Annotated in this window: 8 protein-coding genes; all 8 read right to left on the bottom strand. The window is 40.8% G+C overall.

What is annotated here, in order from left to right:
* Positions 1 to 2 precede the first annotated feature (2 nt).
* The 8 genes from G4420_RS22790 to G4420_RS22755 all read right to left on the bottom strand — a co-directional run bounded on the left by G4420_RS22790 (position 3) and on the right by G4420_RS22755 (position 12,672).
* On the bottom strand, positions 3 to 2,234 hold the full coding sequence (locus tag G4420_RS22790) for a carbohydrate binding family 9 domain-containing protein (protein ID WP_163326258.1): 2,232 nt from the start codon (positions 2,232 to 2,234) through the stop codon (positions 3 to 5).
* Positions 2,235 to 2,369: 135 nt separating this feature from the next.
* Positions 2,370 to 3,128, bottom strand: coding sequence for a LytR/AlgR family response regulator transcription factor (locus G4420_RS22785; RefSeq protein WP_163326257.1), 759 nt, complete (start codon positions 3,126 to 3,128; stop codon positions 2,370 to 2,372).
* Positions 3,109 to 4,185 (bottom strand): sensor histidine kinase, encoded by a 1,077-nt coding sequence (locus tag G4420_RS22780; protein WP_163326256.1) that lies wholly within the window; start codon positions 4,183 to 4,185, stop codon positions 3,109 to 3,111. The genes G4420_RS22785 and G4420_RS22780 overlap by 20 nt, the downstream gene beginning before the upstream one ends.
* A gap of 252 nt (positions 4,186 to 4,437) precedes the next feature.
* Positions 4,438 to 4,743 carry a hypothetical protein gene (locus tag G4420_RS22775; RefSeq protein ID WP_163326255.1) on the bottom strand — a complete coding sequence of 102 codons (306 nt, stop codon included), beginning with the start codon at positions 4,741 to 4,743 and terminating at the stop codon, positions 4,438 to 4,440.
* Positions 4,744 to 4,766: 23 nt separating this feature from the next.
* Entirely contained in the window at positions 4,767 to 7,106 is a 2,340-nt protein-coding gene (locus G4420_RS22770; protein WP_163326254.1) for a glycoside hydrolase family 3 protein, read from the bottom strand.
* Between the two features lie 174 nt (positions 7,107 to 7,280).
* Positions 7,281 to 9,449, bottom strand: a complete 2,169-nt coding sequence (locus G4420_RS22765; protein WP_163326253.1) for an alpha-L-rhamnosidase-related protein — start codon at positions 9,447 to 9,449, stop codon at positions 7,281 to 7,283.
* Positions 9,450 to 9,550: 101 nt separating this feature from the next.
* Positions 9,551 to 10,126, bottom strand: a complete 576-nt coding sequence (locus G4420_RS22760) for a glycosyl hydrolase (RefSeq protein ID WP_204273797.1) — start codon at positions 10,124 to 10,126, stop codon at positions 9,551 to 9,553.
* A gap of 38 nt (positions 10,127 to 10,164) precedes the next feature.
* The gene (locus G4420_RS22755; RefSeq protein WP_163326252.1) at positions 10,165 to 12,672 is read right to left on the bottom strand and encodes a glycoside hydrolase family 3 N-terminal domain-containing protein; all 2,508 of its coding nucleotides are present in this window, start codon (positions 12,670 to 12,672) and stop codon (positions 10,165 to 10,167) included.

The raw sequence follows: 12,672 nt of genomic DNA, 5'->3' as shown, positions 1-12,672 counted from the left end.
GCTTATAATCTAAATGTGTGTGTATATTTTAATAATATGGTTTGCGAGAGAAATCCCGGAGGAGTGGGTGTTAAATTCTTTTTGTCGGCAAAACGCGAATCGTTCAGCACCAGGTAAAGATCGTTCCCGTCGCGCGGATTAAAGCGAAGCCTGAAGTTGGAAATTACAATGTTTTCCAGCTCGTTGTACTGCATGTATGCACTCATTGATAATTTGGTATTCAACATATAAGTGGCTTTTAAGCGCGCCAGGTTATTGGTGAATTCCTGGTTGGTTTCATCAAAACGTACCTTGTCGAATTTGTAAAAAGCCGAGAGTTGAAAACTGGATGAAATGTTGAAGTCGGTTTCCAGTTCCACTGCAAACTGGTTGCCATCATAAAATCCGCCTCCGTCGATACTAAAATTTGCAACAACTTTTTTAGTCCGTGGCGTATTAAAATGCGAGCGAAATGCCCAGAAGGAATAATCGCCTTCTTCAACAACAATTCCGCCCGGTAAATTGAAATCAAAAGGAACACCTTCTTTATTAAAGCCCGGCATCAGGAAAATACCAATTCCGTTTTTCAAATCCATCTTAAACTGGGGGGCAAGTTCCATGTTTTCTATTTTCCCGTCTTCCATACGGCTGGTTAAATTAAATTCTCCTGAAAATGAATAATTGAAAATCGGAGATTTCTCATCAGCAGTCCAACCATAGCCCATGCTGGTCCGAACTTCGTGAATGTTATTGATAAAAACAAAACCTGATTTAGGATCGAAATTTTCGCCCCAGTAAGCATACTTTCCTTCGTACAAAAATCCTTCTTCGGAGCGGCGTTCAAGATCGATGGAGAAATAAGTGGGATCCATTGAAAACACATCAGCATCCATTGATTTATCCTGTGACTGTGCCAGTTTTATAGCCACGTAATCAATATCGGTATATTTAAAAATACCATCAAAACCGTAAGCAATATTGTAACTTCCATCGAATCCAAGACGTGTTGTCATCATTCCGCCGATGTATGAATTTTCGTTGATAACCTGCTTTCTTAAGCGGGCAACACCAAAGTTTTCCGATGGTATTTCTTCAAAGTCAGCGGTGTTCATATTCAGGAAACCAACATCCCATTTGCCAACTCTTCCAACCATTCGTACTCCGCCGTATATGGTTACCGGTTCACCTTGTGCAATTCCTATATTCCGACTATAAAACAGGTTTTGCGGGCCACCCAGTTCGTAACTAAAAATACCTGATCGTTCCTGGAAGAAAAGTCTTTTCTCGGGGAAAAACAGTGAGTAGCGGGTAAGGTTAACTTGTTCATCGTCCGCTTCCACCTGGGCAAAATCAGTATTCACAGTAAAATCAAGTGTCAGGTTGTTGTTAAGGTTATATTTTACATCTAAACCGCCGGTAAGTTCCGGATCATCTGATTTTTGGTAGTCCGTTTCGTTTTCGTTCAATTCGTTCATTCGGGTGGTTCCTGCCAATACATATGGCGAAATATATACCGGATTGCGTGGATTGATATCTACAAAGACAATGGTTTTCGCCAACGATGGTCGGGTATTGGCACCGCGGCCGTATTTTGTGTCGATTGGCGGATAAGTGTTAATCTCGTTCAGGTGACTGATGCTTCGGTTAACGATCAAGCCCATTTTGGTGATGCCGTTTTTGCTCTGAAATCGTAAACTTGAAAACGGGATGCGCATCTCAACATGCCACGCTTCGTTTGTAGTAGTGGTTTTTACATCCCAATAGGAGTTCCAGGTGTAATTTTTTGAACTCATTCCGGGGCCGGGGCCGCCACCCTGACCATCATTCGAAACCGAATAATCAATCTTTAATCCCGAGGGCATGGTGAAAAATGCAAGAGCGTTTTCATTGTCGTCGTATGAGTCGAGCAGAATCCCAAAAGCATCGGAGTTTTCCGATTCCTCATCTCTTTTTTTACTGGTTGAAACAATGTTGTCAACATCCTTGTAATACAGAACTGCACCAACCCACAAATAGTTGTTGTCAAAAGTGAGATACACTTCGCTGTTCTCAGTTGTCGGATTATTAAAAACCGGAAAGTGCATGACAAGAGGCAGTTCTTGGCTCAACTTCCAGGCCGGTTCATTTACCAGCCCGTCAAATTCTATTTCGCCTGTAAGTGGTTTAATTCCCACTTCATCCTGTGCTTTTACAAGCATAGCAGAAAAAAGAAAGAAGAGGTTAATCATGATAATGTAGCGGCTTTGATTTTTCATAAGGTCACAGTAATTGATTTTATACTTTTTATGATTGTGACCAATAAAAGGGGTGAAGATTAAAGCGTTTAGGTTGAAACAGACAAAATACGAGGTGAAATGTTTTATAAAGGAGGTGAAATGACCAGACAAGAATTACTGACCTGTGAACCAGTTTTTGAATTCTCCTACGCGGGTTCGGCTGATGAGGATTTTTTCGGGAGCAGGAATCTTCAAAACAACGGATAGTCTTCCGTTGAACCAGGAGTCTAATTCCTTAATGGCATTTCGGGCTACGATAAATTGCCGGTTGGCCCTGAAAAAATCATCGGGATTTAGTTTGGTATTGAGTTCATCGAGCGTAAAATCCAGTAAATAATCCTTCTTTTCAATGGTCACGGCTTTTACTTTTCCTTCATTGATATAAAAAAATGCAATTTCGCCGGCTAACAACGGAACCATTTTACTGCCCTTAACAGATGCCAGAAAGTGGGTTTTATAACTTTTTATCCGGTTTAATTCTTTAATAATCTGACTGATTTCTTTTTGGGTGGATTTGTCGCCCGTAAGTACATTTATTTTTTTGAAGGCTTTCTCAACAGCTTCCTGAGTAATTGGTTTCAACAAATAATCAACGCTGTTTACTTTAAAAGCATTTACGGCATACTCATCGTAAGCGGTGGTAAAAATTATTGGGCAGGTAATTTCTATAAAATCAAAAATTTTAAATGCGGATCCGTCGGCAATGTGAATGTCCATAAAAACTACATCGGGCTTGGCATTGGTTTTAAACCACTGAATGGTGGATTTGATGCTGTCGAGTATATCAACAACTTCAATATCATTCAGTCTTTTTAAAATATTAACCAGCTGTTTTGCCGCCGGATTTTCATCTTCAATTATCAATGCCTTCATAATCGTTTGGTTTAAGCAACGGTATTTCAACCCTGAACTCACCTTTGTCATCCATAATCGTAATTTCCTTACCTAATAAACGAAAAAGTTTTGTAAGGTTGGATAATCCAATACCATTGCCTTCTTCAGCTGTAAGTTTCTCCTGAATTTTATTAACCACTACAATCTTTTCATCGTCTGTTGAAAGAACCTCAATCAGCAATGGATTACTTTTACTTATCTCGTTATGCTTTACTGCATTTTCAATCAATATTTGAATGGTTAAGGGTGGAACATTATAATAATGAAAACGATTGTCGATGTTGATTTTGATAGACAAATTATCTCCGTACCGTATTTTTAGCAGGAATAAATAAGAATCGATAAAATCGAGCTCTTCGGCCACTGTAACCGTTTGCTTTTTGTGGCTTTGAAGCGAGTAACGAAGTACCAGCGAAAGCCGGTTTATATAGGTGTTTGCCATTTTGGGCGATTCTTCCACAAGGTTATTTAACGCGGTAAGCGAATTAAAAAGAAAGTGCGGACTCATTTGATTTTTGAGTGATTCAAACTGGCTTTGCACGCTTTGTGTTTTTAGCTGTTCTACTTCCAGTTCCATGGTTTGTTTGTGATGTAAGAACCGAATCACGTTTATACAAATCAAAACTATTACGGCACAAAATAAATTTCTGGTAATCGCCTCAATGTCAAGATGTCGCGGACGAATACCATACTCCACTTTCATGTAATTATTCAAAATATTTACAAGGGAAATTCCTATAAATACAAGCACTAGGGTTACAACGATGGAACTTATTATGCGGTTATATTTTAATTTATGCTGCACATTCAAAGGCTGATAAAAACGATAGTTTACCACAAAAATTAAAAAGCCGATGAGAAATGTGGCTATAAACTGGGTAATAATAAATACCGGAGGAAATTGAATTTCGTGAGAATGACGCCTGAATCCTATATCAATAAAAATACTGGCTATCAGCGAAAAATGAATAATCAGGCTAATAACAAATGAGAGTATCAACGAAATCCTAAAATATTTCCGTGGCAATTGTATCATTGGTTTTTCTCTTGCAATTGGTAGTCTTTCGTATCGGTCGATTTGTTCCAAATTACATTAGATAAATATACAAATACAATTGGCCTGTAAACATAAACGCTAAGTGAAATGATCAAAATACAACTTAAAGCGAACTTTCTACCAGTTCAATAACTTCCGCAGTAGCATAATACTCTATTGGTTAAAGCTTATCATACAACTCACAGAATAATTGAATCGTTGAATTAGCTGTAAATATTCGAAAAAAAATATTTAGAATGTCAAAATAAATTTTTCTGCACGAATTGCTCCGGCAGCCAGTTTGAGATTCTCAACAGTTTCAACAAACAATAAATCTTTTAAAATGATACTGTTTTTATACACCTCATCATAATCGAATTCCAAAGAATTAAAATGAAAAACTCCAATTCGCAATTTGTGTGCAAAGTATTTTGTAAAAGTTATATCCACCGAGCCATATTTGTTTTCCAGCAATAATTCAACTGGGATAGACTGATTGCTTACAAATTGTGATATAAAACGAGTAGCAGAATAAGATGGAACGGTATCCTGTTCCATCTCATAAGGTAGAAACTGAACGTTTATTTATAATTTTTTACACGTTCGTCGTTAATCACTCCACTCCAGTTTAATCCAAAAGCAAAATCGTAAGTATTACCTTCGGCATCAACGTAACATTCCATGTCTCGCGGAACATCTTCAAACTGTTCTTCAACGGTTTTCATGTTTGCCGGCATTTGCATTGGAAGCAATCCTGTTGGTTCTTCTTTTCCGCTGATTATGTCCATTATTGCTTGATCCTGCACTCCAAAGCATACAATAATTGCATCGGCAGCTTTTTCAAATTCTGCAAAAACCATAGGGTTGGAAACATTTACCACTACAATAACCGGTTTGTCTCCCATTGCTTTTTTGGTTTCCAAAACAAGGTCAAGATCACTGATATTTGTTGCGGTTGTGGTTTTTCCTTTATAAGAGCGGTTAGTAAAATCCTCCAGCGGGTCACCACCGGCGATACTTACTTCCCTAGAATTTGTTGCTGTATATTTGCCGTACTGTAAACTAATCGGCACATAGCCATTACCACCGGCTTTTTCATCTTCCGGGCTGTGTCCACTTCCACCGTTCGGGCTATCGATGAATACTAACGCATAATCGGCATCAGCCCCAGTTTCGGTTACCGATGCATATTTCTTTACAATATCAAGGCTAACCGGGTAATCCCATCGGGCTTCCGAGCCTCCAAATCCGAACATTCCCTGGCTGGCAGCATAATATTTCTGGGGTACATATACTTTGGCCTCCGGTTTTATCGGAAGGCTGTTTTCTGCATTTTTAAGCATCACCACCGACTTAAGTTGTGCTAGGTAACCGGCAGCCATAAACTCAGCTTTACCAACAGTTTCCTCGGTTTCAGATACTTCCAGATACGGATTTTCAAATAATCCGGTGCGGAAAATATTTTTCAGTAAACGTACTGCAGATTCTTCAAAACGTTTGCGCATAAATTCTTCGCCGTGTTCGTCCACTCCCATGTTGTAAGCTTCAATTACAGGGCCCATATCGTTGTTACCACCAAACTGATCGACACCAGCCATAATGATTTTGTAGTGTCTTTCGGCTACCGATAAATGTTCGGCACCCCACGAAGTTGTTCCAAAGGAATTTATGGCCGGATTATCTTTTGTAATTCCCCAATCAGTGCACAAAACTCCGTCGTATCCATATTTATCTCTCAAAAGATCCTGAATGATATATTTGCTGTAGCTGTTTCCAACATTTTCTCCGTTTTCCTTATCGATTCCAAACGAGATGGTGTAGTAAGGCATTACTGCCGATGCCATTCCGGTTGCTCCGTCCAACTTGAATGCACCTTCGGTAAAAGGAATCAGGTGTTCATCAAAGTTGCTTCCCGGGTAAACGGCATATTTTCCATAAGCAAAATGCGCATCGCGACCACCTTCTTCAGGACCGCCGCTTGGCCAGTGTTTCACCATAGCGTTTACGCTGTTGTACCCCCAGCCACCTGCAATCTCGGCATCTCCTTCTGAGCTTTGAAATCCATCCACATAGGCGCGAGCCATATCGCGATCGAGTCGTGGATCTTCTCCAAAAGTCCCGTTGAAACGTCCCCAGCGAGGTTCTGTAGCCAGATCGATCTGTGGAGATAATGCAGTTGCAATACCCAGTGCACGATATTCTGTAGCGGCAATATTTCCGAAGTTTTTTACCACTTCTGGATCGAAAGTTGCAGCCATTCCCAATGAGGTTGGCCACATGGAGATTTGTCCGCCTGCACCTTCATTAAACTCAGCATTTGCAGAAGTTCGGTGACGTGGATCGGAACTGTTGTTTCCCGGAATCCCTAAGCCAATACCTTCAACCAATGCCTGCATGTTGTTGTTCCATTTGGCAGCCACTCCAGGCGATTCCACTGAGGTAATCAACACGTGACGCAGATTGTCATCGGTAAGGAAATTTATTTGTTGATCAGTGAGATCGCTCGATTCAGCACCACTTTCTTCCAGTGATTTTCCATTGTAGGTCGATCCGCCAAAACCTCTTCGGCCTCCGCTTCTTCCCGGTATAGATTGATGGGCGCTGTAAAGCATCAATCCGGCAATTTGCTCGGCCGACATTTGCGATGCCAAATCCTGAGCTCTTTCGTCAAACGATAAACGCCAGTCTTCATACTTATCTAACATACCGTTTTTATTCAGATCTTTAAATGCAAAGCCTTTGTTTTCGATGATACCTATTCCTGACGATGGAGCATAACCAAGAGTTTGACCTCCCTCGTTATATACAAGGTTAAATCCTTCTTTTTGTTCCACTGACCATTTCGACCCACAGCTAGACAGTAGGAATGAAAGGATAAAAAATGAAAGGTTTTTGATCGTTGAATTAGAAAATGTTTTCATATAAATGTTTAATTAAATAGTTATCAGTTTTATGAACAAGATTATTTGTATTCGCTAAATATCCGATAAAATGAAAGTTGCTAGAATCAGGTACCTGAAATTTCAGGCACCTGATCTGCTTCAACTAAACTAATCGCAAAAGAGATTTATCACTTTTAGAATAACACCTTTTTCTTAGAGCGATTTATATTCGATGTTGACTTCCGCTCCATCACCATTAATTTTTATGAGAAATTCATCTTCATCAATTTTTTCAACAGCGCCAATATTTACTTTTGGTGCCTTTGAGCTCTTAAAAATGATACTCCCCTCTCCTTCTGTTGCAATAACTTTTATATTCTGTTTGTCAGCGTAAACTTTAATGTTGCCGTTGGGAGTGGGAATACTGCTTTCAAACCATTCCAATCCACCAAGAGTTGGACGAATCTCAAATTCCTGATACCCCGGTTTGGTAGGTTTTACACCAACAAAGTATTTTCCCAGTAAGTAAACAGGACTTGCTCCCCATGCGTGGCATAAGCTTTTCCCAAATGGACGGCCATACATGGCATAATGCTCCAAACCTTTGTGCTCAGGATTGAATTTCTCCCAGAATGAGGTAGCACCAAGTTTCAGCATTCCTCCCCAATAATCCTTTATTTCAGAATAAACATATTCCTGTTCATCCAACGAACACATTGCCTCCAACTCATAAAATCGCATATAGGGCGTTGAAATGGCCGAAATCGCGTGATTTAAAATGACTGATTCTTTTATTTTTTCCTTCTGATCAGCTGTCACGTAGTCATAAAAAATGGCAAACATATTGGCGTGTTTGGTTATCTGATCGCTATTTACTCCATCCTTTCGATTAAAAATGAAAGCTTGCTTTTGGTCATCCCAAAAATCTGCTAATTTCAAACGAACATCTTTTGCCAGTGCATCGTATTTTTTTGCTTCACTTTCAACCCCTAATATCTCGGAACACATCGCCATTGTTTCAAGACTTTTACAGAAAACGATCTGCTCGAAACTCACTTCTCCTGTAATATCCACATCGTTGTCAAACCAATCGATGTAAACCCAGTCACCTTCTAATCCTTCAACCAGTCCACGATCGTTTCTCCGTTCCAGCACAAAATCCATTAAAGATTCCATTTTAGGGTAGATTTGCTTAAGAAAAGTCAGATCGCCGGTATACAGATAGTAATCGTAAATGCCCATAAACCAATAGAAAGAATAATCGAGAATGTTATTCAAGTGCACCATAACAGGATCGGAACCACGCAGGGTGTACATGGTACGTTTGGTAGTTTCCTGGTCAAAAAACATATAGTAGTTCATCAGATAACTTTGGTAAGCATCGCCCGACCAGGCCCATCGATCACGTTTTATTCCATCAATAAAGACCTCTCGCGTTGTAAGCTCCAATGTATACCTACCAACTTCCCATATTTTATTGAGTTCTTCGTCGTTACATTTAAAACTTGCACGGTATTCTACCGGTGCATATTCATACAACAACGAAACGTCGTCATATTCTGCATTTTCGGCTTTAACAAAAATGTATCGTAATGCATTCGATCGGGGCATGATATAATCTGACATTCCTGCAGGAACATCAACAATATCAAAGGTTTCACAATTTTCGACATCCAATGCTTCTTCCGCAGTTTCTCCATAATGAATGGTAAGTTTTTCAGTACCTGAGAGATTATGAAATTTCACAAAACCAAAGGTTTCCTTGCCAAAATCATATAACCGACCACCATCTATTTCATATACATCAACAGCTTCCATCGGCTTTGTAGGCAACCTAAAGGCTGATGGTAATACATTCGGATCATTCAAACTTCCTGATCCGGCATTCATAAAGTAACCCGTAGGTGAGTCGGGGTGTTTCATATTTTTGGTCATGTAACGTTCATCCAGCGGACTTGTCATCCATGTTTCGTCTGAATTAATTGATTTACCTTTCACAAAAAGTGCTGGAACAGTTGCATAATTAATCACTTTAATTTTTAGCTCGTTTTTCCCTGCAGGAATGGTCACTTTCGTAAGACCCTTTTTATTACCCTGATATTTTATCCGCCATCCAACGGTTAGAATATATTCTCCTTCAGCGTAAACTTCAATTTCTTCCGGCTCGTCCAGTTCAACAGTTTTTGTGAAGATCATGAGTGGTTCATGCCCGTCGAGTTTCCATTGTACAGGAATGGTTACCCCACGTTCTGTCCGGCGATTATTCATTTGGTTACCCAGCCAGTTTTCGTAATCGCCCGGAAACCATATCCAGGTTTGAGCTGATGCTGATAGCAAAAGTGTTAGAAAAAACAGCGTTAAAACAGTCCTGATAATTTTCATAATTTAGTTTTCAGTAGTAGTACATTCAATGCTTTATCTGAATCGGGAATTTTAAAAGCGATTACCGCAGCATCCGAGTAATACTCAGGTTTTGGTTCCGGCTAGGCTCCTGATGTTGAACCCAATCCACCACCACTTTCCTCCATATTCTGGTATGCTCTGGTTCTTGTTGGTGGGTGGGGAAGTTTGCCGGAGAATGGCTTTCCTCCCTGAATACGTGTTTCGCTCCAAACAATTTTTTTCATTGCTTCCTTGGGTTTTACCCAAGGATCACCACTTTCACTCCATCCCGGCGATCCCGCAATGGCCATTTCCAAACCAAGAGAATCGGCAAGTTTGGTCGTAAACTGAAATGCATCTTTCCATTTTGGGGTCATGTAAACTAAGCGCTCATCAACCAATTGTGGTGTCATAAATGCGGCATCGAAATTTTGGAAACCTCCAATGCCAACTCTGTCCATCCACTCTAAATCTTTTCGTATACCATCCTGTATAATGTTTCCATTCATCCAGTGCCACCAAACACGTGGTTTGGCTTCATTTGGTGGATTTAAGAAGTTCTGCTCAAGATCGGAACGCAATTGATCACCTGATTGAGTGCATGATAGTAAAATCACGAATAGGGATAAACTGAGCAGTAAAGGCCATTTATAATATATATTTCTACTTGATAACATTTCCTAAGGTTTTTGAATGACTACTGCTGGTTATTGATTTAGTTTTTAAACGGTGCTTCGCCAATAATTGGTGCGACATCATATTTTGCAGTTCGATCGTCTTTGATTACACCCGACCAATTCAGTCCGAATGCAAAGTCATAGGTATTTCCATCACCATCAACATGACATTCCATATCCCGTGGCACATCCTCAAATTGTGCCTCCACGGTTTCCATATTGGCAGGCATTTGAAGCGGTAATAAACCCGATGGTTCTACTTGGCCAGAAATGATTTCAAGGAATGCTTTATCGGGAACATTAGCAGCTCTGTTTCCGCCAAATCCTACCAGAATTGCGTCAACCTCACTCTCAAATTCCGTAAAAACCATCGGATTCGACATGTCTAATACTACAATCGTTTTTTTTGCTGCGGCCGCGGTATTCAACACAAGATCTAAATGAGGTTCGTTCGTAATAATTCCGGTTTCTCCAAAATACGTTCGATTCTCCTTAACAACTTTTTTTATACTATTCTCCGTAACCTCTATCATATCTCCCCCAAGAGACACCTTTCTTACGAATTCTGAATTTGCGATATAGGGACGATACTGAAGAGAAATAGGCAAATAAGTATAATCTTTTCTATCTGTGATACTGCTTTCAGATCCCGGGCCATCTCTCATACCGCCTGCTTCCATGAATGTTGGATTTCCGTTTTTAGGATTGTTTATCCGAACAATGGCAAAATCGCATTCTGCGATTTCATCATTCGACGCCCGAATGATGTCGTCTGCAGAAAGCGTTGGGTTGCCATCCCGATCAGCAGGGCCGCTGAATTTTTCAGACAACGCATCGGTAAGTACGTCATAATATTTTCCGGCTTCTTCCAGGTCGAATCCGGGCACGGCTGATGCCGGTGTTCTAGACCAACCTCCTGCTGCCGGAACAAATACCCTTGGAATGTACACCTTTGGCTTTTGTACACCTGCAGTTGCCTTATGTATAATGGCGTCGCTGTTCTTCAGCATCACAATCGATTTCAGGTGTGCCTGGTGGCCTGCAACTTCATGCTCCGGTTTGAGGAACGTTGATTCAGCTACTTTAAAATCGAGGTATGGATTATCAACAATACCAATATTAAAGTGAGTTCTGAGTATCCTTTCTGTAGATTTTTTCATAATCTCATCCATCTCGGCTTGCCCTAGTTTGGCAACTCCAAGCTCATAAGCTTCCATTGCTAAATCAATACTTTCCTGAATGTCTCCACCTTCACCTCCAAATGCATCGCATCCAGCTTGCAGGAGGGCTAATCTCTTTTCCACCGGAGTCAGATCTTCAACTCCATAATTTTTACTTGTAAGAACACCAAAATCAGTGAGGATGTAACCATCCCAGTTGTACTTATCTCTTAATAAATGATTGATTTTGTATGTACTGTAACTTGTGGCGAGACGCTCTCCCCCAACAGGAGAACCATCTGCTTCAATTCCTACAGAATAGTTTGTCATGGCAGCCGATACCGTTTTGGTTTTTCCAGGCAGATCCATGCAAGCCAGAAAAGGTAGAGTGTGCGTAAAAAACTGGCCGCCAGGAAAAACGTTGTATGCTCCGTCGCGGGTATGCGATTCGCGACCACCTTCGGCAGCACCGTCGCCCGAAAAGTGTTTCATTTGGTTATTTACGCTGTGTTTGCCCCAGCCCAGGTCGTTTCCTGCTTCATCATACGTTGATTGCCAACCGTTGATAACGGCCTGTGCCATATCCCTCGACAATGCGGGATCTTCTCCGAAAGTACCGGGAATTCTTTTCCAGCGTGGTTCGGTTGCCAGGTCCATTTGTGTAGCTACCTGCATTGAAATTCCCATAGCACGCCATTCTTCCGACATCATCCTGCCGTACTGAGCTCCAATTTCAGGATCGAATGTAGCTGCCAAACCAAGATTACTTGGCCAACTCGATACATCACCCGACCGGGGATCGTCAATCCAAACCGCAGGTAAACAAACCATGTCGTCAAGCCCTTCAATGTACTCTTGCACCATATTGTTCCAGTTCACTTTCGTTCTTGTGTCGTTCGCACCTCCGCGTGGTGCGCGCAACTGACGATAACCAAGATCGAGAGAATTTTTTATTACAGCATCCAGTGTATCCGGGTTAACACTCCAGGCACCGAATGGATTCATTTTCATGCCCATCATTTGCTGTACCGAAATCTCATCCACCATAGCTTCAGCCCTTGTTCCAAAGTCGAGGCGCCAGTCTTCGAACTGGTCAAGCAAATTGTTTCTATTAAGATCTTTGAAGGCGTATCCATCAACCTGGATCAACTGAAGACCGGAACTTTTTGAGTAGCCCAGCGTAACCCCGTCTTCATTATTTACACTCGTCCAACCGTCCGGTGTCAATGTTTCCGACCACTTAACCTTCCCGGTTCCCAAAGGATCAGGTTCTTTCGGATAATTTTCGACATTGTTGCAGGAAAAAAATAAAATAGTTAAACCTGCCAGTAATACCGATCGAAAAATTAATTCGATTAACGAAGTAGTTGATTTAGTTAGGTTCAT

Source organism: Draconibacterium mangrovi, assembly GCF_010586825.1.
Lineage (GTDB): Bacteria > Bacteroidota > Bacteroidia > Bacteroidales > Prolixibacteraceae > Draconibacterium > Draconibacterium mangrovi.
This window is presented reverse-complemented; position numbering and strand designations above follow the sequence as displayed.

Excerpts from the sequence above, each read along its gene's own strand:
- G4420_RS22790 (WP_163326258.1), bottom strand. The coding sequence starts at position 2,234 with ATGAAAAATCAAAGCCGCTACATTATCATGATTAACCTCTTCTTTCTT.
- G4420_RS22785 (WP_163326257.1), bottom strand. The coding sequence starts at position 3,128 with ATGAAGGCATTGATAATTGAAGATGAAAATCCGGCGGCAAAACAGCTG.
- G4420_RS22780 (WP_163326256.1), bottom strand. The coding sequence starts at position 4,185 with ATGATACAATTGCCACGGAAATATTTTAGGATTTCGTTGATACTCTCA.
- G4420_RS22775 (WP_163326255.1), bottom strand. The coding sequence starts at position 4,743 with ATGGAACAGGATACCGTTCCATCTTATTCTGCTACTCGTTTTATATCA.
- G4420_RS22770 (WP_163326254.1), bottom strand. The coding sequence starts at position 7,106 with ATGAAAACATTTTCTAATTCAACGATCAAAAACCTTTCATTTTTTATC.
- G4420_RS22765 (WP_163326253.1), bottom strand. The coding sequence starts at position 9,449 with ATGAAAATTATCAGGACTGTTTTAACGCTGTTTTTTCTAACACTTTTG.
- G4420_RS22760 (WP_204273797.1), bottom strand. The coding sequence starts at position 10,126 with ATGTTATCAAGTAGAAATATATATTATAAATGGCCTTTACTGCTCAGT.
- G4420_RS22755 (WP_163326252.1), bottom strand. The coding sequence starts at position 12,672 with ATGAACCTAACTAAATCAACTACTTCGTTAATCGAATTAATTTTTCGA.